The sequence below is a fragment of the Roseateles saccharophilus genome, assembly GCF_004342485.1.
Classification (GTDB): Bacteria; Pseudomonadota; Gammaproteobacteria; order Burkholderiales; family Burkholderiaceae_C; genus Pelomonas; species Pelomonas saccharophila.
In genome coordinates, this window is the sequence record NZ_SMBU01000015.1 from 58861 (window position 1) to 81185 (window position 22325).

A 22325-nucleotide genomic window follows, 5' to 3' on the forward strand; every position below is an offset into this window, starting at 1 on the left:
AGAAATATAGCTATAGATATGACAACGCAGGCTTCGGCTGACAACCGCTATGTGCTGGCGATCGACCTCGGCACCTCGGGCTGCAAATGCGCGCTGGTGACGCTGGACGGCGCGGTGCACGCCTGGGCCTTCCGCCCGGTGGCGCTGCGGGTGCAGGGCGCCCTGGCCGAGCAGGACCCGCATGAGTGGTGGGCCGCCTTCCTGGGCGCGGCGGGCGAGCTGCTGGCGGGCGACGCGGCCCGGCGCCGCCGCGTGGTGGCCGTGTGCGCGTCCACGCAGGCCGAAGTCACGGTCTGCGTGGACCGCGCCGGCGAGCCCCTGGCGCCCGCCATCAGCTGGCTGGATTCGCGCGGCGCCGCGGCGATCCGGCGCCGCGCGCGCGGCCGCCTCTTCAACATCGAGGGCTACGGCCCGCTGAAGCTGTGGCGCTGGCTGCGCCTGACGGGCGGCGCGCCCTCCGGCACCGGGCGCGACTCGGCCGGCCACATCGCCTGGGTGCGCGACGAGGCGCCCGCGGTCTACGAACGCACCCACAAATTCCTCAACGCGCTGGACTATCTCAACCTGCGCCTGTGCGGGCGCCTCTGCGCGACGCAGGACTCCATCCTGACGGCCTGGGTCACCGACAACCGCGACGCTTCCCATGTGCGCTACGACGCCGGCCTGATCCGGCAGCTGGGCGTAGCCGCCGAGAAACTGCCGGAGCTGGTCAAGTCCACCGACGTCATCGGCACCCTGCTGCCCGCGGTGGCCGACGCGCTCGGGCTGGACCCGGCCACCCGGGTCGTGGCCGGCGCGATGGACAACTCCGCCGTCGCCGTGGGCGCCGCGGTGAGCGACTACGAGACGCATCTCTACCTCGGCACCTCCTCTTGGCTGGGCGCCCATCTGCCGTTCATGAAGACGGATCTGCGCCACAAGATCGCGGCGGTGCCCTGCGCGGTGCAGGGGCGCTATCTGGCGATGGCGCTGCAGTCCACCGCCGGCGCCAACCTGTCCTTCCTGCGCGACCGCATCCTCTACCACCCCGACGAGCTCGCCAGCGACGAGGAGCACCCCGCCGTCTACGACGCGCTCAGCCGCATCGCGGCCCAGGTGCCGCCCGGCGCGCGCGGCCTGATCTACATGCCCTGGCTGCTCGGCGAGCGCACGCCGGTCGACGACCCGCGGCTGCGCGCCGGCCTGGTCAACCTGTCGCTGGAGCATTCGCGCGAGGACATCTTCCGCGCCTTCCTCGAAGGCGTGGCCCTGAACACGCGCTGGATGCTGGAGCCCTTCACGCGCCTGCTGGGCCGCGACACCGGCGCCATCGTGGCGGTGGGCGGCGGCGCGCAGAGCGAGGTGTGGTGCCAGATCATCGCGGACGTCACCGGCCGGCCCATCCGCCAGCTCGAGAGCCCCATCCAGGCCAATGCCATCGGCGCCGGCTTCCTGGCCGGCATCGGCCTGGGCGAGCTGGGCTTCGCCGATCTCCCCGCGCTGCGCCGCAGCCGCTGCGTCCACGAGCCCAGGCACGCGCTGCGTCAACTCCATGCCGACCAGTTCGAGACCTTCAAGGAAGTGCACCGGCGCCTGGCACCGCTCTACCAGCGCCTGAACACGCCCGACCACGCGCCCGAGGCCCCCACCCCATGAAATTCCAAGCCCAACGCCAGCATGTCGTCGAGCTCTGCCTGGAGCTGTCCCGCCGCGGCTATTTCGCGGGCACCGGCGGCAACATCATGCTGCGCCTGGACGCCGCGCATGTGGCCGTGACCCCCTCGGCGCTGGACTACCACGCGATGGGCGCGGCCGATGTCTGCGTGCTGCGGCTGCAGGACCTCGCGACCGTGGACGGCGAGCGCGCGCCGTCGGTGGAAAGCGGCCTGCACGCCCAGCTGCTCAGGGCCCGCCCCGACATGGGCTGCAGCATCCACACCCACCAGCCCGTCGCCAGCGCCTGCGCCCTGCTCGGGCGCGAGCTGGCCGTGCCGCCCGCGCTGCGCGCATCGCTGGGCGACGCCGTTCGGATTGCCGGTTATGCGCCATCGGGCAGCGGCCTGCTGGCCGCCAGGCTCGCGCGCACGCTGCGCCCCGGCGGCAATGCCTACCTGATGCGCAACCACGGCATCCTGTGCTGCGGCCGCGACAGCGCCGCCGCCATGCAGGCCGTCGACGACCTCGAGACGCTGGCCCGCGGCCTGCTCGCCGCGCGCATCGCCGCCCGCGCGGCGGCCGAGCCCGGCGCCGCACCGGCGCTGCAGCGCGTGAGCGAACTGCTGACCCAGCCTCCCCACCCCTGAATTCCCGTACCCCAAGACCGCCATGAGCACGCCTGCCCCCAATCCTTGCGCCGCCGACCTCGCCGGCCCGGCCATCTCCGCCTGGCCCGATGTCGACGATCTCTACCGCCGCCTGGCGGAGCTCGTGAACCAGCCGATGCGGCCGATCCGCGCCGACGCGATGCCCAAGGTGCTGCGCTGGTTCGACGAGAAATGCGCCGGCTCCAGGCGCGTGGCCGAGCAGGCTAAGGCCGTCATCCCAGGTGGCGTGCAGCACAACCTCGCCTTCAACCACCCCTTCCCGCTCGCCATCACCCAGGCCGAGGGGGCCTACCTGACCGACATCGACGGCAACCGCTACATCGACTTCCTGCAGGCCGGCGGCCCGACGCTGCTGGGCAGCAACCACCCGGTGCTGCGCGAGAAGGTGAACCAGCTGCTCGACGGCTGCGGGCCGGTGACCGGCCTGCTGCACGAGTACGAGGTCAAGCTGGCGGAGCTGGTCTGCAGGCATATGCCCGGCGTCGAGATGCTGCGCGTGCTGGGCTCGGGCACCGAGGCGGTGATGGGCGCGGTGCGGCTGGCGCGCACCTACACGCGCAAGAAGTGGATCATCAAGATCGGCGGCGCCTACCACGGCTGGAGCGACCAGCTCGTCTATGGCATGCGCCTGCCCAACACCGGCCGCATGGAGGCCATCGGCATCCCGCGCGGCGCCACCGCCCACACGCAGGAATGCCTGCCCAACGATCTGGAGGCGCTGCGCCGCAGGCTGCGCATCAACCGCCTGCGCGGGGGCACCGCGGCCGTGCTGCTGGAGCCGCTGGGGCCGGAGAGCGGCACCCGCCCCGTGCACCGGGATTACAACGCCCAGGTGCGCGCGCTGTGCGACGAGTTCGGCGCGCTGCTGATCTTCGACGAGGTGGTGACGGGTTTCCGCGTCGGCATGGGCGGCGCGCAGGCCTATTTCGGCGTCACGCCGGACATCACCGTGCTCGGCAAATGCCTGACCGGCGGCTACCCGATGGCCGGCGCGATCGGCGGCCGCAAGGACATCATGATGTCTCTGGTCGGCGGCATCGGCACCATGTCGCGGCGGGCCTTCGTCGGCGGCACGCTGTCGGCCAACCCGCTGTCCTGTGCGGCCGGCTACTACGCGCTGCAGGAGGCCGAGCGCACGGGCGCCGCGGTGCGGGCCGGCCGGGCCGGCGACCGGCTGCGCCGCGGCCTCGACGAAATCATCCGCCGCCGCGGCCTGCCCTATGTCAGCTACAACATGGGCTCCATCGTGCACCTGCAGACCTCGGGCGTGCTGCTGCTGGACACCAGCAGCCTGTGGAAGCTGCTCAAGGTGAAGGACGAGGCCAGGCGTCGCAAGCACATGATGGAGGAGATGGGCGCGGCCTATACCGCCCACGGCCTCGTCACGCTGGCCGGCAGCCGCATCTACACCAGCCTGGCCGACACCGACGACGTGATCGACGACGCGCTGAACCGCTTCGACGACGTGTTCGCGCTGGTATGACGACGGGAACGACCGATCAGGCGCTGCGCGCCGCGTGGCAGCAAGCCCGCCAACGGCTGGACGCCAGGCAGCTGCTGGGCGGCGCACGGCCGGGCCTGTCGCTGCGCATCCCCGGCACCGACACGATGTGGTTCGGCAGTGCCGCGGACGACGCCGAGCCGCGCTGCATCGCCTGGCGCGGGCCGCCCGACGGCGAGGCCGGCCTGCATGCCCTCGTCTATGCCCGCCGCGATGACGTCTGCGCGCTGGCCAGCGGCGGCGGCGACTTCGGCCTGCGCCTGGCGGACTTCGGCGGCTGCATGCCCGGCGTCTTCGACGAGCAGGTGCGCCACCTCGGCCACATGCCCGCCGCGCTGCAGTCGGCCGGGCAGCTGCCCGCCGCGCTGGCCGGCGGCACCAACGTGCTGATGCTCGACGGCCGGGCCCTCGTGCTGGGCATGACGGCCACGCGGCTGATGCTCAACGCGGAGCTGTTCGAGAAGTGCGCCAAGGCCTATGTGCTGGCCCTGGCGGCAGGCGGGCCGCTCAGGCCGCTGCCGTGGATCGTCCGCCACGTGGCCAACCGCCGGCTGTTGAAGGACGAGCAACGCGCGCGGGAGCGCACCCGCCAAGGCCTACTGCCCGAGGAGAGCCAGGGCTACTGAAGGGACACCGCTTGCAATGCGCAAAACGCACGCTCTGCCGGCCCGGCATTAGCTCATGACGGAAGTTTCGTTGGCGAATCTGTCATCCGCCTTCAGACTGGCGGCGTTGCAACCTGCATCGACAGCTTCCGCCTTAGCCCAATGTGTGAGCTCTTCGCCCTCAACAGCCGCCAGCCTGCCGCCGCCACCTTCTCGCTGAGCGGCTTCGCCGCCCGCGGCGGGCGCACGGCGGACCATGTCGATGGCTGGGGCGTGGCCTTCCACGCAGGCGAGCACTGCGACGTCGTCGTCGAGGACCGCCCGGCCGCCGAGTCGGAACTGGCCCAGCGTCTGGGCCGGGAGCCGGTGCGCGTGCGCAACATCTTGGCGCATATCCGCAAGGCCACCCAGGGCGTGCGCGCCATGGAGAACTGCCATCCCTTTCGCCGCAGCTTCGCCGGCCGCACCTGGGTCTTCGCCCACAACGGCGACCTGAAGGACTTCCACCCCGAACTGGACGGCAGCTTCCTGCCGGCCGGCCAGACCGACAGCGAGCGCGCCTTCTGCTGGCTGATGCAGCGTCTGCAGCAGCACTTCGGCAACCACCTGCCCGACTGGCCCGAACTCGCGGCGACGCTGACGCCCTGGATCCATCAGGTCGCCGAGCACGGCCGCTTCAACCTGCTGCTGACCGACGGCCGTTCGATGCTGGCCCACGCGTCCACGCGCCTGCACTGGCTGCTGCGCCGACCGCCCTTCGGCCATGTCAGCCTGCGCGACGGCGACCTCAGCGTCGACCTCGCGACCGTCAACGGCCCGGCCGACCGCATGGCCCTGGTCTCCACCGAGCCGCTGACCCACGGCGAGGCCTGGCATGCCTTCGCGCCCGGCGAGGTGCGCGTGTTCGAGGGCGGCGACTGCGTCTTTCGCAGCGAAGGCGTCGCGGTCCGCGCCGCCGCTTGAACGCGGGGCGGAGGTGTCGTTGACTCCTGCAATATTGCAGTGCAACAATCCGTCACCCAAACTTCGGAGCCCCGTGCGTGGACAGTGCCAGTTGTTGCAGTGAATCGAAGCGAGCCGTGATGGCCGCCCGCTGCCCAGCCGTCTGACGCCGACTCCCGGGCGTTCGGCCTGAGCGGCCCGAGCCCCATCCAGCCCGACTCCTGGGCTAGCTTCCCCATCGTTTCACTGAGCTTGCCGGCCCAGGGTGCGCATGAGCGCGCCGCTGGTCGGCATGCGTTCACCTGCCTCGTGCATGCACGGTGGTGCCGGCCTCGCCCCGGGAAACCGCCCATGTCGAATCAACACAACCCTCGTTCGCAGCTGTGCACGCCGGCGCATGCGCCATCGCTCAAGCCCGGTGCAACGCCCTGGAGCCGCATCGATGCCGCGAGCATCTGGCCCACGCACCGGCTTCGCGCCTTCTGGTTGACGCAGCCCAGGCGCGCGGACGCGGCAGCCCGCTGAGCGGCCTCGGCCAGCCCGTTTCCAACATCGGCAGGAGGGCTCATGGACCCAGACCCTAGTTGGCGCCGACGCGCGCCTCTGCGCATCCCGCCTTTCACTTCCCTTCAGAACCCGGCACCGCCGCGGAGGACTGTGTTCGCTTGAGCACAGCGGTCTCTCCGCCAGTGCCACAGGAGATACCGATGAACTTCAAGTGCCAATCCCTGGTTGCCGCCAGCCTCATGACCCGCCTGTTCCGGCGCGCCCTTCGACCGCCCCTCCAGCACTCCCGGCACCAGGCCTGGGGCCTGCTCGTCGACAGGCCCGGCACGCGCCGTTGAACCGGTTGCGAGGAGCTGAGCCTGCCGAAGCTGGCGCGACTCACGTTGACGACGCACCCGTGGGTGGGCGTGCTGCGCCCGAATCCGCCGGCGATGGTCGTCGCAGCTGTCCAGCAACAGGCCTTTGCCCAGGCCTGACTCAACGGGTCATCGGTGCCTGGAGCACCGGTGACGACTTGCGCAGATCCATGGGATCTGCCGCCACGAAGTTTTGGATCGAAGAAATGATGATGGTTTTGTTCAACATGGTCGCGCGCCGCAACAGCCTCGCGGAGGCACGCCATGCGAGTGCGCTGGCATGGCTGCCCGCAATGCTTCTCGGGGCCGGCCTGGGTCTGATGGCCAGGCAAGCCATGGCCGCCGACGCAGGCCAGGAAGAGTGGAATTGGCATGTCCAGGCCACCAGCACGACGCAGCGGCATGGCAGCTTCAGCTCGCCCTACGCCGGCCCGAACAGCTTGCCGCCGCACGAGAGTGCCAAGGAGACGGTGGATGCCACGCTGTTCCTCGGCCTGCGGCTTTGGAAGGGTGGCGAGCTCTACCTCAATCCCGAGCTCGACCAGGGCTATGGCCTGGCCAATACCCTGGGCGCCGCCGGCTTCACCAGCGGCGACGCCTACAAGGTCGGGCACGACAGCGTCTACGGCCGCCTGCACCGTGCCTTTCTGCGCCAGACCCTGGCGCTGGGCCCCGATGCGGGCATCGTCGAAGCCGGCGCCAACCAATTGGCGGGTGCCCGGCCGGATGAGCGGCTCACGTTGACGCTGGGCAAGATCTCGGTCGTCGATCTGTTCGACGGCAATAGCTATGCGCATGACCCGCGCGCAGACTTCCTGAACTGGGCCGTCATCGACAGCGGCGCGTTCGACTATGCCGCCGATTCCTGGGGCTTCAGTGCGGGTGCGACCGCCGAGTGGGTCCGTGGCGACTGGTCGCTGCGAGGCGGCTTCTACGCCATGTCAAAGCGGCCGAACGGCGAAACGCTGGACGGCAAGTTCGGCCAACGCCAGTGGCTGGTGGAGGCCGAGCGCCGCTTCATCTGGATGGGCCGCCCGGGCGCGGTGCGGCTGCTGGGCTTCGTCACCGAGGCACGCATGGCGAGCTATGTCGACGCGCTGAACCTGTTCCAGGCCACCGGCCAGATGCCGACGGACCTGGCACCGCTGCGCCGCTTCCAGCGCAAGCATGGCGTGGCCTTCAACGCGGAGCAGGAAGTAGCCCAGGGCGTCGGCGCATTCGTCCGTTGCAGCTGGAACGATGGCCGCACCGAAGCCTATGACTTCACCGACATCAACCGGTCGGTCGCCGCAGGCCTGCAGATCAAGGGCAGCTTCTGGCGGCAACCGGAGCACACGCTGGGCCTGGCGTTGGCATCCAATGGCCTGTCTGGGCAAGCCCGGCGGTTCTTCGCGGCCGGTGGCCTGGGCATCCTGGTCGGGGACGGCATGCTGCCGCACGCTGCGAACGAACGGATTCTCGAGGCCTATTACAAGTTCCCGTTGGGGCGTTTCCTGTCCGTGACCGGAGACTACCAACACCTGCGCAACCCGGCCTACAACGCCGACCGCGGGCCGGTTTCGGCCTTGGCGTTGCGCCTGCACGCGGAATACTGACGATGCAAGCCCTGCAAAACCTCAACCTCGACTCCCTCCTCGACACCCTGGTCAGCGTGAGCGCAGCCTTCGCGCTGGGCGGCCTGATCGGCCTGGAGCGGCAGTGGCGCCAGCGCACGGCCGGCCTGCGTACCAACGCACTGGTGGCCGTGGCCGCGGCGGTGTTCGTGGACATGGCCCAGCGGCTCGGCGGCAACGAAGGCGCCGTGCATGTGGCGGCCTACGTCGTCTCTGGCGTGGGCTTCCTGGGTGCCGGCGCCATCATGAAGGAAGGCGCCAACGTCATCGGCCTGAACACCGCGGCCACGCTATGGGGGTCGGCGGCCGTGGGCGCCTGCGCCGGCGCGGACCTGCTGGGCGAGGCCATCGTCGCGGCGCTGTTCGTGCTTGCCAGCAATACGCTGCTGCGCCCCGTGGTGAACCGCATCAACCGCCGGCCGGTGGAGGAGGAATCCAGCGAAGCGACCTATGCGGTCCATGTGGTCTGTGATCGGGAACAGCAGGCTGACGTGCAGGAGCGCCTGATCGAGCTGCTCGAAGAGGCCAGCTATCCGGTGCGGGCCGTGGACCAGCAGCCCTTCGGCCAGAACGATGCCGAGATCGAGGCCACGCTCTACGCCACGGCCGTCGTGCCCGAGCAGCTGGACGCCGTGATGGCACGCCTGGAGTCCACCCCCGGCGTCGTGCAGGCGTTCTGGAACGCCAGCGCGCAGGAGTGACGCGCCGGCTCACTTCATCGCAGCTTCAGCTTCCCCGCCTACCCTGTCGCCATGAACCCCATGCCCCCTACCCACGACGATTCCGAAGACACCGAGCACACGCCCGCGCAGCGGGCCGCCGCCGCTTCCCGCAGCACTTGGGTCAGCGTTCTCGTCAACCTGCTGCTCAGCGCGACGCAGATCGCCGCTGGCCTGCTGACCAGGTCCCAGGGCCTGGTGGCCGACGGCGTCCACTCGCTGTCCGACCTGATCGCCGACTTCGTCGTGCTGCTGGCCAACCACCACAGCCAGAAGGATGCCGACGAGGACCATCCCTACGGCCACCACCGCTACGAAACCGCTGCATCCCTGGTGCTCGGCCTGCTGCTGCTGGCCGTGGGCCTGGGCATGCTGGGGTCGGCCATCACCAAGCTGCAGCAGCCCGACGCCATCCCGCGTGTCCACATGGCGGCCCTGTGGGTGGCGCTCGGCGCGCTGACCTCCAAGGAGCTGCTGTTCCGCTACATGCTGGCCGTGGCCAAGCGGGTGAAGTCCAGCATGCTGGTGGCCAACGCCTGGCATGCGCGCTCGGACGCCGCGTCCTCGCTCGTCGTGGGCATTGGCATCATCGGCAACCTGGCGGGCTACCCCATCCTCGACCCCATCGCCGCGGCCATCGTCGGCTTCATGGTGGCCAAGATGGGCTGGGAGTTCGGCTGGGATGCCCTGCACGACCTGATGGACAGGGCCGTCGACGAGGAGGAGGTCGCGGCCATCCGCCGCACGCTGGTGGAGACGCCCGGCGTCATGGACGTGCATGACGTCCGCACCCGCAAGATGGGCGACATGGTCGTCGTGGACGCCCACATCGAGGTGGCCGCCGACCTGACGGTGGAGGCCGGCCACGAGATCGCCGTCGAAGCGCGGCGCCGCGTGCTGCAGCGGCATCGCGTGCTGAACCTGATGACCCATGTGGACCCCTGGCGCCGCCCGGACGGCGACCATTCGCCAGCGCCGTGCGGTCGGCCTTGACCTGAGCCCTGGCGCAGGGGGGTCTTTCGCCTGGGTCGTCAGCGGCGGCGAGCCTTGCCGGTCACGCCAAGGGCCGCAGACAAGGCCAATCCTGCCAGGGCCAGGGACATGGGCTCAGGCAGGCTGCCGCCCGGCGGGTTGTTGGATCCCAGGCCCGACAGCGGCGCCACATCGTCGATGTTGCTGAAACCGCCTATCGAGGTCGCGTAGTCGGGATGGGTGATGTCGCCGCTGATGCTGTAGTCGATGAAGGTGATCTGGTTGCAGCCTGCCACCAGCGCATGGCCCTTGCCGTCAACGGCGCCTTGGTCGAAGTCGCAGGTCACCTGCTGGCTCTGTTTCAGGCTGCTGACAATCCCGGCATCGCTGCCCGCCAGAGGATTGAACGTGGCGTCAAAGCCGTCGCCAAACAGCGTCATGAGCTTGGTGTAGCTGTCGAACACCATGCCGTGCGCCGGCGTGAGGCCGGTGAACAAGCGGATGGTGGCTCCCGTGGTGGGATCAATATGCCCGACATTGCCGTGCCCGTTGGGGGACCCGTTGACATAGTAGGCACTGCCGCCAGGCGTGAACGCCAGGCCGGTGACGCCCTGATCGCCGCCGTTGACGGTCACCGTGGTGGCGTTGGTCAACGGCAGGGGCATCACCTTGAGCTCGCCGCCGAAGTCACTGGTGTAGACCTTGCCGCCACTGGGATCCAGGGCGAGGTGGTAGGAGCAGCCACCCAAGGTATTGCCCGAGCCGACGACATTGCCGTTGCCCGGGTTCACCTCATAGACATTGCCCGAACACTGCCCGCCGACCAGCAAGTTGCCATTGGGCGCGAAGATGATGCCGTCCGCACCATTGGTTCCGGCCAGATTGTTGACGGCCCCCAGGCTGAAACTGTGCGTCGAGCTGTCGTAGTTGTAGGCGACGTCGTTGACGTTCGCGCCACCCGAGAAGTACGTGAAGTAAAGCGTACCGGCGACCAAGTCGGCCCGGGCCCCACCCGCCATCAACATCAGGCCGGCCGCCAGGCCAGAGAAACCCCGAACTGTCCTGCGCATGACGATGCTCCTTGTAGGTGTCGGACCATCAGCAATAGTCGCGCCACGACTCCTATCCCATTGAATTGACTAAAAATTCTTTGTTCCAGGCACGCGCCGTGGGGCCGGCTGTCAGAAAGTTCGACACCCGGACTCGCGCGCTCCCTTCCCCCGGAGCGACGAGGTTGCACCGCATCGAGCCATGCACAGAAAACATAGGGTTTTCCCTTGTTTTCCTCTTGTGCAACTAGGTACTAACCCTTACATTCCGTGACGTCAACAACGGAAGAAAGAAAGGGAAAGAACCATGGAACTGCTGATCCTCACCCTCGTGCTGTCGACCCTGGCCGCCATGGGCCTGCTGCGCGACGACCTCGGCGGCAACATCGACGCGCCCGCGGCCTGATTGGCCGCCCGATGAGACGGCGGCCCCGTCTCGCGCCTTCCCCGAGCACCCCGGTGACATGAGTTGCCGGGGTGTTCTTGTATGCGCCGGCGCAACGCAATCTCCGCTCGTCCAGCCAAACCCGCCTCACGTCGCCTGCACGGTTCGGGCTGCCAACTATTGCACCCCGTTCCAACGACCGCGGCCTTAGCATCGATTCCAGTCGTACAACAGGGATGCATGCCATGGCGAAAGTTTCCGCGTTTGCCCAAGGACGCGCCCCGTGGAGCGCCACAGGCAGATTCGGCCTGCGCGGCTTCACGCTGATCGAGTTGATGATTGCGGTCGTCGTCGTGGCCATCCTGGCCGCGGTGGCGTTCCCGGCCTATCAGTCGCAGTTGCGCAGGAGCCGCCGCTCCGATGCCATCCAGGCGATCGCCCAGGCGCAGCAGATCCAGGAGCGCTGGCGCGTCAACAACCCGACCTATGCCACCAACGACGTGCTCACGACGGCCTGGCCAAGTGGCCTGGGCCTGACGTCCACGACCACCGGCGGCTACTACACGCTTTCCATCGGCGCGAACCCGACCAGTACCGCCTACACAATGACCGCCACCGCGGTCGCCGGCACGAGCCAGGCCAGCGACACGGGCTGCAGCACCTTGACAGTCTCGGTGTCCAACGGGGCGGCCACGATGAAGCCGACCAGTTGCTGGAGCAAGTGATGCACCGCGCGCACTCAAGCGGCTTCTCGCTGATCGAGCTGATGGTGGTCGTCGCGGTGCTCGCCATCGTCGCCGCCGTGGCCAGCCCTTCGATCTCATCGATATTGGCCCGACGCCGGATGGAGGGCGTGGCGCGCGAGCTCAATGTCGACCTGCAATACGCGCGCTCCCAGGCGGCGACCGACAACGTCAGCGTCACCTTCAGCACCACCACCGATGGCACGGCCTACAGCATCACCGGCAATCAGACCTACAAGACCGTGACGCTGCCCAGCGGGATCACCGTGACCTCGGGCGTCAGCCTGGTCTTCGATTCGCTGCGCGGCTGCGTCACGACGAGTTGCACCGGCAATGACACCACCATCGGCATGTCCAGCACCGCGACTTCCGGCACCCTGCAGTCCACCGTGAATGCCCTGGGCCGCGTCTCGATGTGCTCGCCCAGCGGCAGCTTCGGAGGCTATCCCTCATGCTGAGCCCCTACCCTGCAAAGCCAGCCTGGCGGCGCCAGCGCGGCCTCTCGATGGTGGAGCTGATGATCGGCCTGATGGCCGCGCTCTTTGTCGTGGCCGGCGGGTTGCTGGTCTTCGTCGGCAGCGTCGGCAACTCGCGCCGGCTGCTGCAGGAGGCCCAGGTCAATCAGCAAATGCGGGTCGGGATGGACGTCGTCACCCGCGAGCTGCGCCGCGCCGGCTATTGGCAGAACGCCATGGCGGGCACGACCACGTCGCCGACCGGCACCACGACCACCGCCAACCCCTACAAGGACGTCAGCTACAGCAACAGCCAGCTGACCTACAGCTTCGCCCACGACGCCCCTCTGGGCCCCTGCTCCAGCACGGCGACGACCTCCTGCACCAACAACATCCTGCAGACGGACGAGCAGTTCGGCTTCAAGCTCGATGGCGGCGCGCTGAAGATGCAGCTGGGCAACGGGAACTGGCAGCCCCTGACCGATACGAACATCGTGACGGTCAGCGCCTTCTCGGTGACGCCGACGGTGACCTCGCTGGACATCAGCTCGGTTTGCGCCAACGCCTGCACCACCAACTGCCCCGCGGTCTCGGTTCGCAGCTATCTGGTCAAGATGCAGGGTGTGTCCGTCAAGGACAGCGCCGTGACGCGCGTCTTGCAGGAGAGCGTGCGCGTGCGCAACGACGCCCTCAGCGGCGCCTGCCCTTAGGCCCACACAGGACGAGAACCGGCCATGAAGCCCTCACCCACCTCCGCACGCCAGCGCGGCGCCACGGCGCTGTTCATGTCCATCGCCATGATGATCGGGATCTCCCTGGTCATGCTCTATCTGAACCGCAGCCTGATCTTCGAGCAGAAGACCTCGGTCAACCAGCTCAGGTCCACCACCGCGCAGGAGGTGGCCCAGGCCGGCCTGGAGTGGGCGGTCGGCATGCTCAATACGCCCTTCGACATCGACAACTCCTGCAACGCGCTGACCACCGCCAAGCGGCCATTCCGCAAGAAATACATGCTCGCCTACTGGGGCGCTGCAACGCCCCCGCCGGTGGCGCTCTACGCGTCGACCATGGCCGCGGTGCCGGTGCAAAAGACCTACCCCGGCTGCCAGATCAACGGCACGACGCTGAGCTGCAACTGCCCCGACGTGACCATCGCCGGAGGCGGGGCCTTCACCGTGACCGACGATGGCAGCGACGCGGGCAGCACCAACGAGCAGGTGAAGCCGGCCAGCTTCGGCAATACCAGCGTGCTGCCCAACTTCACGGTCAGCTTCGCGCCGGTGCATGCGGTCTACCCGCCCGTGGCCTATACGCGGCAGAACGACAACTTCTCCGTGCTCGTCACGGTGACCGGCTGCACCCCGACCAGCCAGGTGTGCACGCCGGGCACGAGCTCCGGCGTCCTCGGGCCCGACGGCGTGGCCACTGTTTCCGCCGTTGTCCGCCTGCAGCCGCAGCTGCGCGGCCGGCCGCCAGCCGGCCTGACCTGTGGCGGCAGTTGCAACCCCGGCGGCTCCTTCAACATCGTCAATACCGATCCGGGCACCAACGGCATCACGATCAATGCCGGGGGCAGCATCACCGTCAGCGGCGGCGCGTCGACGGCGACGATTCCCGGGTTGCCGCCTCAGAACGCCCAGATTTCCAACGACCCGTCGCTGTCCAATCTCGCAGCCAGCGATCCCAACTGCAGCAACTCGTCGATCTTCAAGGCGTATTTCGGCACCACCATTTCGAGCTATGCCACGCAGCCCCAGGTGGACAGCATCACCTGCTCCTCCGCCAACGACTGCGGCACCCAGGTCGTGAACGCCTACAACCAGGGCTGGCGCAGCTTCTATTTCCCGGCCGGCCTGACACTCAACAACAGCTCCGGCCTGCCGGGTGGGGCCCTGGGCACGGAATCCGATCCGGTGACCCTGGTCGTACCCGGTCAGTTCAAGCTGAACGGCAACATCAGCGTCTACGGCATGGTGTTCTCCAACGATGCCGTGGTGAACGAGTTCGGTACCGGCACGTCCAACATCTACGGCGCCGCGGTCGTCTGCAACAACCAGAGCAGCAACGGCAACGGCACCCTGGCCTACGACAGCACGGCGCTGCAGGGCGCCCAGATCGACACCGCCACGGCCGTGCGCGTTCCCGGCAGCTGGACTGACGCCTGCAGCCTCAGCACATCGAATCCCCCCGTCCGCACCTGCCACTGACCGAGGCCCGACATGACACGCCGCCCTGTTCGCAGAACTTCAGGCTTCACGCTGATCGACGCCGTGCTCGCCATGGTCGTCATGGGCTTCGGCATGCTGGCCCTGGTCGGCATGCAGCAGAAGCTGTCGCTCAGCTCCGACATCGCCAAGCAGCGCACGGAAGCCACCCGGCTGGCCCAGGACAAGATGGAGGCCCTGCGGGCCTACACCACCCTCACCGGAACCGGGTCGAGCTGGAACGGCCTGGCCAACGGGACGGACACGCTGAGCAGCTACAGCGTCAGCGGCGCGACGACGCAGACCAACACCACCTATACCCGCTCCTGGACCGTGGGCGGTGCTGCCACCGACTTCCAGCGGCCGGTCACCGTCGCCGTGAGCTGGTTCGATGCCAGCAGCGCCCCTCAAAGCCTGACCCTGCCGTCGGTCATCGCCAAAATGGACCCGGCCATCGCCGGCTATGTCGGCTTTCCGCTGCCCGCCAACACCAATCTGAAGAACCCCAAGAACCGCAGCCTCAACATCCCGGTGCAGTCCATTCCGCTGAACAACGGCAACAGCGCCTACCAGCTCGGCAGCTACGCGATCGTCTTCAACAACGCGGCCGGCAATGTGGTGCAACGCTGCGACACCAACAACCTCACGGCGGCCAACTACGGCAGCTCCAACTGCTACTCCCTGCCGGCCTACATCGTCACCGGCTATATCTCCGGGGCCGTCTCCACCGGCACACCCCTGCTGCCTACCGGCATCAACACATCCCAGATAGCGGTAACGGGCCCGGGCGGCCTGCACGCCATCTCGTGCACGATCGGCCAGGCCCTGGATCAGAACTCCAGCTCGCCAATCCCGGGCTATCTCTACTACCTCTGCGTCATCCCGATGCCGGCAACGGTGGATGCCACGACGGGCGTCACGACCATCACCGGCACCTGGTCCGGCACGATCCGCCTGGGTGGGGTGCCGACGACGGGCAACTACATCGTCTGCCGCTTCCAGTACGCCACCAGCTCGACGGTCAACAGCAATCTGGCCAATGTCCAGCCCTACAGCCTCGTGGACCGCTCGCTGGACGACCAGAACTATTACGTCGCCACGTCGTCTGCAGGCTCCTGTCCCACGGTGACCACGACCACGGCCCAGGGAGGCAGCGTGGCCACGACCCGGCACCAGGACTGCCGCAGCAGCACCTCGCCCTCGACGGCCACCGATGGCACTTGCCCGGCGACGAACTTCAACACGCCATCCTGACGAATCGCCCCCCGGTGCAGCCAGGGAGGCGCCTTCGTCCGGGCCTCGGCCCACTCAGCCCAGCAGCGTCGGCGCGATCTGCGTCAGCAGCATGCCGGCCAGCGCACAGGCGCCGAGCAGGGGCACGACGCCCAGCCTGAAGCGGAACAGCGCGACGCCCGCCGCGAGGCTGATGAGGGCCGACACCGCATCGAAACGCCCCGAAAAGCCCGCCGGCCACAGCACGTGGAAGGCGAAGAACAGGGCCAGGTTCAGGATGACGCCGACAACGGCGGCCGTGATGGCCGTCAGCGGCGCGGTGAACTTCAGCTTGCCATGCGTGGTCTCGATGAAGGGCCCGCCGGCCAGGATGAAGACGAAGGACGGCAGGAAGGTGAAGAAGCTCACCAGCACGCTGGCCGCCGCGCCGGCCGCGAACAGCGCGTCCGGCCCGAACACCTGCTTCGTCCAGCCGCCGACAAAGCCGACGAAGGCCACGACCATGATCAGCGGCCCCGGCGTCGTCTCGCCGAGCGCCAGGCCGTCAATCATCTGCGTGCCGCTCAGCCACTGGTGCTGCTCGACGGCGCCCTGGTAGACATAGGGCAGCACCGCGTAGGCACCGCCGAAGGTCAGCAGCGCGGCCTTCGTGAAGAACCAGGCCATCTGGGTCAGCGCGCCGTCCCAGCCGAAGCGGGCGGCCAGCAGCGCCATCGCAGCGCCCCAGAGTGCGAGGCCCATGCCCAGCACGCGGGCCAGGCCGGCCCAGGAGAACAGCGCATGCGGCGGGGTCGGCGCGTCGTCGTCGATCAGCGCCGGGCCGTAGCCCGCCAGCGTGCCGCCGCCCTGCCCGCCCGTCGCGAAGACGCCCGGCCACAGGCGCCCGCCGATCGCACCGATGCCCCCCGCGCCGAGCACGATCAGCGGAAAGGGCAAGTCGAAAGCGAAGATCGCGACGAAGGCCGCCGCCGCGATGCCCCACAGCCAGCCGTTCCTCAGCGCCCGCGTGCCGATGCGATGGGCCGCATGCACGACCAGGGCCGTCACCGCCGGCTTGAGGCCGTAGAACAGCCCCGCCACGACGGCCAGCCTGCCATGGGCGACATAGAGCCAGGACAGGCCGGTCAGGATGAACAGCGACGGCAGCACGAACAGGCTGCCGGCGACGATGCCGCCCCAGCTCCGGTGCATCAGCCAGCCGATGTAGGTGGCGAGCTGCTGTGCCTCGGGGCCGGGCAGCACCATGCAGTAGTTCAGCGCGTGCAGGAAGCGCCGCTCGCTGATCCAGCGCCTGCGCTCGACCAGCTCCGCATGCATGATCGCGATCTGGCCGGCCGGGCCGCCAAAGCTGATGAAGCCCAGCTTGAGCCAGAAGCCCAGGGCCTGCCAGAAGCTCACGGGGGCGGGAGGGGCGGCGTGCATGCCCGGCATTCTCGGGGCCGATGCCCGGCGCCCGAGAACTGCCCCTGGGTCAGGCGGCACGGCCGTAGATCCGCGGGTGTCGCTCAGTCCAGCGCCGGGCTTGGTCCAGCGTGGCGAATACGCGGTAGGGCACGCGGGTGAAGCCCCGGTCCTTGAAGTAGCGGATGTCGGCCAGGATCTCGGCCCGGTCCGTCACCGCTGCAATGATGAGTCTCGGGTTGGTGAGGAGCGGGCCGACATGCATGGCGGCGATCTCCTCCGTGCCGGCGGGCGTGCTTTCATAGGCCTGTACATCGCTGTAGTCGGTGATCGCGTAGCGCAATTCGTCGAAGCGCGGGTCGCGGCAGATCTCCAGCAGGGACGCACGGCGGTCGGCAACCTTCAGGTCGCCAAAGAATCGCCGGAACACGCCGGCAGCTTCCCAACGAATCTCGTACGGCATGACGCCCTGCCCGCGCCCTCGATGCGGGGCGTGTTGGAATCGATTGTGAACCCGGCGGGCGGCGCGCGCCCGCATGCCCGAGAAGCGGGATGGGTCTCAGGTCACCGGCGCCGGGTTGAACAGCACCAGGCTGTTGTGCAGCTTCCAGTGCTCGGCCCAGGTCTTGCGGCGGCCGCTGGCGACGTCGAGCAGAAGGCGGAACATTTCCCAGCCCGTCTCCTCGATGCTGGCCTCGCCATCGGCGATGCGGCCGGCGTTGACGTCCATCAGATCGTGCCAGCGCCGCGCCAGCTCGGAGCGCGTCGCGACCTTGACGACCGGGCACTCGGCCAGGCCGTAGGGCGTTCCGCGGCCGGTGGTGAAGATGTGCAGGTTCATGCCGGCGGCCAGTTGCAGCGTGCCGCAGATGAAGTCGCTGGCCGGCGTGGCGGCGTAGACCAGGCCGCGCTGGTCGCGCCGCAGCTTGTCGCCGGGCGCCAGCACATGGCTGATCGCCGCGCTGCCGCTCTTGACGATGGAGCCCATCGCCTTCTCGGCGATGTTGGCCAGGCCGCCGGCCTTGTTGCCGGGCGTCGTGTTGGCCGAGCGGTCGACGCGGCCGCGGTCGAGGTAGCGGTCGTACCAGCCCAGCTCGCGCACGATGGCCTCGGCCACCTCGGGCGTGGCGGCACGGCTGGTGAGCTGCTCGACCGCGTCACGCACCTCGGTGTTCTCGCTGAACATGATGGTCGCGCCGGCGCGTACCAGCAGGTCGGCGCAAAAGCCCACGGCCGGGTTGGCCGTCACGCCGGAGAAGGCGTCGCTGCCGCCGCATTGCACGCCGACGACCAGTTCGCTGGCCGGCACCGTCTCGCGGCGGCGGGCGTTCAGCCGTTCCAGGTGGGGTCTGCTGCTGCGCACGATGTCGTCCAGCATGGACATGAAGCCGACATGGGCCTCGTCCTGCAGGCAGATGGTCTCGGGGCCGGCGTCGGTATCGCGCCCGTCGGTGATCGGGAACGACCCCGGCGGCAGCAGGCGCGCCGGCTGCAGCTTCTCGCAGCCCAGGCTGACCACCATGAGCTCGCCGCCGAAGTTGGGGTTCAGCGAGATGTTCCTCAGCGTGCGGATGGGAATGACCGCATCGGGCGCGTCGATGGCGACGCCGCAGCCATAGCCATGCTCCAGGCCGACGACATCGTCGACATTGGGGTAGAGCGGCAGCAGCTCGGCCTTGATGCGCGCAACGGCCTGGGCCACCACGCCGGCCACGCATTGCACCGTCGTCGTGATCGCGAGGATATTGCGCGTGCCCACCGAGCCATCGGCATTGCGATAGCCCTCGAAGGTGTAGCCCGTGAGCGGCTCGGCGGCCGGCGGTTTCACCGTCGCCATCGGCAGGCCCTCGAGCGCCCGCGCCTCGGGCATGCGCAGCAGGCGCTCGTGCACCCAGGCGCCGGCCGGGATGGCCCGCGCCGCGTAGCCGATGGGCACGTTGTAGCGGCGCACGACGGCGCCCTCCGCGATGTCCTGCAGCGCGACCTTGTGGCCCTGCGGGACCTTCTCAAGCAGCACGAGGCCGGCACCGGGGATGCCGGCGGGCAGCAGGCTGCCCTCGGGCAGGCCGCCGTCGTTGGCGACGATGGCGACGTTGTCGGCGGCGTGCATGCGCAGCGTCAGCGGCGGGCGGTTGGAAACAGCAGACATGGCGGCGGGAGTGTTGCTACAGTGCGGTTGAGTCGTTGTACGTCGTCCAGTTGTCGTACAACTTGGCCCACTTTAGACGCCCCGCCCATCTTGCGACCCAGGGAAAACCCGCGAATGCACGCCCCCCTTGCCCGCCGCCGGCCGCGCACGCTGGCCCTCGAACTGGTCGACTCGCTCGGAAACCGCATCCGCGCCGGTCAGCTGCAGGCCGGCGACAAGCTGCCCACCGAGGCGGCCATCATGGAGGAGTTCGAGGTCAGCCGCACCGTCGTGCGCGAGGCCATCTCCAAGCTGCAGGCCGCCGGCCTGGTGGAGACGCGCCATGGCATCGGCACCTTCGTTCTCGGCCCCGGCGACGGGCCCTCGTTCAAGATCACGCCGGAGCAGTTCAGCACGCTGCAGGACGTCATCGCCGTGCTGGAGCTGCGCATCGGCCTGGAGACCGAGGCCGCCGGCCTGGCGGCACAGCGCCGCACGGCGGACAACCTGGCCGTCATGCGGCGCGCCCTCGATGCGGTCATCGCGGCGGTCGAGGCGGGCGAGGACTCGGTGGGGCCGGATTTCCAGTTTCACCTGGAGGTGGCCCGGGCGACCCAAAACAGCCACTTCACCGAACTGTTCAGCACGCTGGGCGCCCAGATCATCCCGCGCGCCCGCCTCGAGCCCGGCGCCGGCATGGACCAGGAGCGCCTGGCCTATATGCGCCGCGTCAACGCCGAGCATGAAAGCATCTTCGACGCGATCAGCGGCCAGGATGCCGATGCCGCGCGGGCCGCGATGCGCACCCATCTGAGCAACAGCCGCGAGCGGCGGCGTCGCGCGCAGGCCCAGACGGCCTGAATCGACTAGGGTTTACACCAAGTTGCCCCGGCTTGATTCAAGTTGTACGATGACATACAACATACCGAATTGCAGCCCCGCCTTTCCCCCCATCCCGGAGACCCGCCCATGTCGCCCCAAGAGCTCAAAGCCGTCCTGCAGGCCGGCCTGCTGTCCTTCCCGCTGACCGACTTCGACGCACAGCTGAACTTCGCCGCGAAACCCTATGCCGAGCGCCTGGAATGGCTGCAGCCCTATGGCGCCTCGGCGCTGTTCGCGGCCGGCGGCACGGGCGAGTTCTTCTCGCTGGAACCCGGCGAGTACAGCGAGGTCATCCGGGTCGCGCTGGACACCTGCCGCGGCCGCACGCCCATCCTGGCCGGCGCCGGCGGCGGCACCCGCGTCGCCATCCAGTACGCGCAGGAGGCCGAGCGCCTGGGCGCCCAGGGCGTGCTGCTGCTGCCCCACTACCTGACCGAGGCCAGCCAGGAGGGCCTGATCGCCCACGTCGAGGCGGTCTGCCGCAGCGTTAAGTTCGGCGTCGTCGTCTACAACCGCGGCGCCTGCCGGCTGACGCCGCAGAGCCTCTCGGTGCTGGCCGACCGTTGTCCCAACCTGATCGGCTTCAAGGACGGCTTCGGCGACATCGAGAAGTTCGTCGCCATCCGCCAGACCCTGGGCGAGCGCTTCGCCTACCTCGGCGGCCTGCCCACAGCCGAGCTGTTCGCCGGCGCCTACAAGGCCATGGGCTGCCCGGTCTATTCGTCGGCCGTCTTCAACTTCATTCCCCGCACGGCGATGGCGTTCTACAACGCCCATGCCGCCGGCGACACCGCCACCTGCGACCGCCTGGTGCGCGACTTCTTCCTGCCCTACATCGCCATCCGCAACAAGGGCGAGGGCTATGCCGTGTCCATCGTGAAAGCCGGCGCGACGCTGGTCGGCCACAGCGCGGGGCCGGTGCGCCCGCCGCTGTCCGACCTGCTGCCCGCCGAGGTGGACCAATTGGGCGCGCTGATCTCCAGGCTGGGGCCGCAATGAGCAGCGCGACGCCCGTCGTCCGCGAACTGCGCGTCGTGCCCGTCGCCGGGCGCGACAGCATGCTGCTCAACCTCAGCGGCGCCCACGCGCCGTTCTTCACGCGCAACCTGCTGATCCTGACCGACAGCGCCGGCCACACCGGCGTCGGCGAGGTGCCCGGCGGCGAGAAGATCCGCCAGACGCTGGAGGACGCGCGCAGCCTTGTCGTCGGCCAGCCCGTGGGCGCCCACCAGGGCCTGCTGCAGACCGTGCAGAAGGCCTTCGCGGACCGCGACGCCGGCGGCCGCGGCCTGCAGACCTTCGATCTGCGCACCACCATCCATGCGGTCACCGCCATCGAGTCCGCCATGCTGGACCTGCTCGGCCAGCACCTCGGCCTGCCGGTGGCGGCCTTGCTCGGCGAAGGCCAGCAGCGCGAGTCCGTCGAGATGCTGGGCTATCTGTTCTATGTCGGCGACCGCCGCAAGACCGACCTGCCCTACGACTCGGCGCCCGATGCCGACAACGACTGGTGCCGCCTGCGCCACGAGGCCGCGCTGACACCCGAGGCCATCGTCAGGCTGGCCGAGGCGGCGCATGCGCGCTACGGCTTCAACGACTTCAAGCTCAAGGGCGGCGTGCTGCGCGGCGACGCGGAGGTGGAGGCCATCCGCGCGCTGCACGAGCGTTTCCCCGCGGCGCGCGTGACGCTGGACCCCAACGGCGGCTGGCGGCTGTCGGACGCGATCCGCCTGATGCGCGACATGCACGGCGTGCTCGCCTATGCCGAGGACCCCTGCGGCGCCGAGGACGGCTTCTCCGGCCGCGAGGTGATGGCCGAGTTCCGCCGCGCCACCGGCCTGCCAACGGCCACCAACATGGTCGCGACCGACTGGCGCCAGCTCGCCCACGCGCTGGCGCTGCAGAGCGTGGACATTCCGCTGGCCGACCCGCATTTCTGGACCATGGCCGGCAGCGTGCGCGTGGCCCAGACCTGCCGCGACTGGGGCCTGACCTGGGGCTCGCACTCCAATAACCACTTCGACATTTCGCTGGCGATGTTCACGCATGTCGGCGCCGCCGCGCCCGGCAAGGTCACGGCCATCGACACGCACTGGATCTGGCAGGACGGTCAGCGCCTGACCAAGGAACCGCTGCAGATCGTCGGCGGCCATGTGCAGGTGCCGAAGAAGCCGGGCCTGGGCGTGGAGCTGGACATGGCCGAGGTCGAGAAGGCTCATGCCCTCTACAACCAGCACGGCCTCGGTGCCCGCGACGACGCGATCGCGATGCAATACCTGATCCCCGGCTGGACCTTCAACCCCAAGCGGCCTGCTCTCGACCGATAA

21 protein-coding genes are annotated in these 22325 nt (G+C 68.9%); 17 read left to right on the forward strand and 4 right to left on the reverse strand.

The genetic code is table 11. The annotated features are described in order from the left end of the window. Positions 1–18 precede the first annotated feature (18 nt). The 9 genes from EV671_RS13970 to EV671_RS14005 all read left to right on the forward strand — a co-directional run bounded on the left by EV671_RS13970 (position 19) and on the right by EV671_RS14005 (position 9539). Entirely contained in the window at positions 19–1635 is a 1617-nt protein-coding gene (locus EV671_RS13970; RefSeq protein WP_132572530.1) for a xylulokinase, read from the forward strand. Next, positions 1632–2282, forward strand: a complete 651-nt coding sequence (locus tag EV671_RS13975; RefSeq protein ID WP_132572533.1) for a class II aldolase/adducin family protein — start codon at positions 1632–1634, stop codon at positions 2280–2282. The genes EV671_RS13970 and EV671_RS13975 overlap by 4 nt, the downstream gene beginning before the upstream one ends. A gap of 22 nt (positions 2283–2304) precedes the next feature. Continuing rightward, the gene (locus tag EV671_RS13980; protein ID WP_132572536.1) at positions 2305–3786 is read left to right on the forward strand and encodes an aspartate aminotransferase family protein; all 1482 of its coding nucleotides are present in this window, start codon (positions 2305–2307) and stop codon (positions 3784–3786) included. After that, entirely contained in the window at positions 3783–4430 is a 648-nt protein-coding gene (locus EV671_RS13985) for a hypothetical protein (RefSeq protein ID WP_132572539.1), read from the forward strand. Before EV671_RS13980 ends, EV671_RS13985 begins: the two co-directional genes overlap by 4 nt. A gap of 141 nt (positions 4431–4571) precedes the next feature. Then, positions 4572–5372 carry a class II glutamine amidotransferase gene (locus tag EV671_RS13990; protein ID WP_132572542.1) on the forward strand — a complete coding sequence of 267 codons (801 nt, stop codon included), beginning with the start codon at positions 4572–4574 and terminating at the stop codon, positions 5370–5372. A gap of 686 nt (positions 5373–6058) precedes the next feature. Then, on the forward strand, positions 6059–6196 hold the full coding sequence (locus EV671_RS26770; protein WP_165917568.1) for a hypothetical protein: 138 nt from the start codon (positions 6059–6061) through the stop codon (positions 6194–6196). A 353-nt stretch (positions 6197–6549) separates the two neighbouring features. Continuing rightward, a complete protein-coding gene (locus EV671_RS13995; protein WP_207911159.1) occupies positions 6550–7809 on the forward strand; it encodes a carbohydrate porin in 1260 nt (419 codons plus the stop codon). A 2-nt stretch (positions 7810–7811) separates the two neighbouring features. After that, entirely contained in the window at positions 7812–8528 is a 717-nt protein-coding gene (locus EV671_RS14000; protein ID WP_132572548.1) for an MgtC/SapB family protein, read from the forward strand. A gap of 60 nt (positions 8529–8588) precedes the next feature. Beyond that, positions 8589–9539, forward strand: a complete 951-nt coding sequence (locus tag EV671_RS14005; RefSeq protein WP_207911160.1) for a cation diffusion facilitator family transporter — start codon at positions 8589–8591, stop codon at positions 9537–9539. A 38-nt stretch (positions 9540–9577) separates the two neighbouring features. Here the strand turns inward: EV671_RS14005 and EV671_RS14010 are convergent, their stop codons facing one another. Then, complete coding sequence (locus EV671_RS14010) at positions 9578–10588, reverse strand: NHL repeat-containing protein (protein ID WP_132572554.1); 1011 nt, start codon at positions 10586–10588, stop codon at positions 9578–9580. 609 nt (positions 10589–11197) lie between these two features. On the opposite strand from EV671_RS14010, the gene EV671_RS27770 reads away from it, so the two are divergent. Genes EV671_RS27770 through EV671_RS14035 form a run of 5 tightly spaced genes read left to right on the forward strand, consistent with a single transcriptional unit; the run spans position 11198 to position 15608 of the window. Further along, the gene (locus EV671_RS27770) at positions 11198–11677 is read left to right on the forward strand and encodes a type IV pilin protein (protein WP_132572558.1); all 480 of its coding nucleotides are present in this window, start codon (positions 11198–11200) and stop codon (positions 11675–11677) included. Continuing rightward, positions 11677–12153 carry a pilus assembly FimT family protein gene (locus EV671_RS27010; protein WP_132572561.1) on the forward strand — a complete coding sequence of 159 codons (477 nt, stop codon included), beginning with the start codon at positions 11677–11679 and terminating at the stop codon, positions 12151–12153. Before EV671_RS27770 ends, EV671_RS27010 begins: the two co-directional genes overlap by 1 nt. Continuing rightward, complete coding sequence (locus tag EV671_RS14025) at positions 12147–12860, forward strand: hypothetical protein (RefSeq protein ID WP_132572564.1); 714 nt, start codon at positions 12147–12149, stop codon at positions 12858–12860. The genes EV671_RS27010 and EV671_RS14025 overlap by 7 nt, the downstream gene beginning before the upstream one ends. Before the next feature lie 24 nt (positions 12861–12884). After that, entirely contained in the window at positions 12885–14357 is a 1473-nt protein-coding gene (locus EV671_RS14030) for a pilus assembly PilX family protein (RefSeq protein ID WP_132572568.1), read from the forward strand. Positions 14358–14369: 12 nt separating this feature from the next. Next, positions 14370–15608: a type IV pilus modification PilV family protein gene (locus EV671_RS14035; RefSeq protein WP_132572571.1), complete on the forward strand. Its 1239-nt coding sequence runs from the start codon at positions 14370–14372 to the stop codon at positions 15606–15608. Between the two features lie 54 nt (positions 15609–15662). Here EV671_RS14035 and chrA read toward each other — a convergent pair whose 3' ends face one another. From chrA to garD, 3 genes are all read right to left on the reverse strand, one after another. Further along, positions 15663–17009 (reverse strand): chromate efflux transporter, encoded by a 1347-nt coding sequence (chrA, locus tag EV671_RS14040; protein ID WP_132572574.1) that lies wholly within the window; start codon positions 17007–17009, stop codon positions 15663–15665. Positions 17010–17058: 49 nt separating this feature from the next. Then, entirely contained in the window at positions 17059–17418 is a 360-nt protein-coding gene (locus EV671_RS14045) for a hypothetical protein (protein WP_132572577.1), read from the reverse strand. Between the two features lie 129 nt (positions 17419–17547). Next, positions 17548–19137: a galactarate dehydratase gene (gene garD / locus EV671_RS14050; RefSeq protein WP_132572580.1), complete on the reverse strand. Its 1590-nt coding sequence runs from the start codon at positions 19135–19137 to the stop codon at positions 17548–17550. A gap of 114 nt (positions 19138–19251) precedes the next feature. Between garD and EV671_RS14055 the strand changes: the two genes are divergently transcribed. The 3 genes from EV671_RS14055 (at position 19252) to gudD (ending at position 22325) form a co-directional block, all read left to right on the forward strand. Continuing rightward, the gene (locus EV671_RS14055; RefSeq protein WP_132572583.1) at positions 19252–19977 is read left to right on the forward strand and encodes a FadR/GntR family transcriptional regulator; all 726 of its coding nucleotides are present in this window, start codon (positions 19252–19254) and stop codon (positions 19975–19977) included. A 108-nt stretch (positions 19978–20085) separates the two neighbouring features. Beyond that, positions 20086–20997 carry a 5-dehydro-4-deoxyglucarate dehydratase gene (gene kdgD / locus EV671_RS14060; protein ID WP_132572586.1) on the forward strand — a complete coding sequence of 304 codons (912 nt, stop codon included), beginning with the start codon at positions 20086–20088 and terminating at the stop codon, positions 20995–20997. Next, positions 20994–22325: a glucarate dehydratase gene (gudD, locus tag EV671_RS14065; RefSeq protein WP_132572589.1), complete on the forward strand. Its 1332-nt coding sequence runs from the start codon at positions 20994–20996 to the stop codon at positions 22323–22325. Before kdgD ends, gudD begins: the two co-directional genes overlap by 4 nt.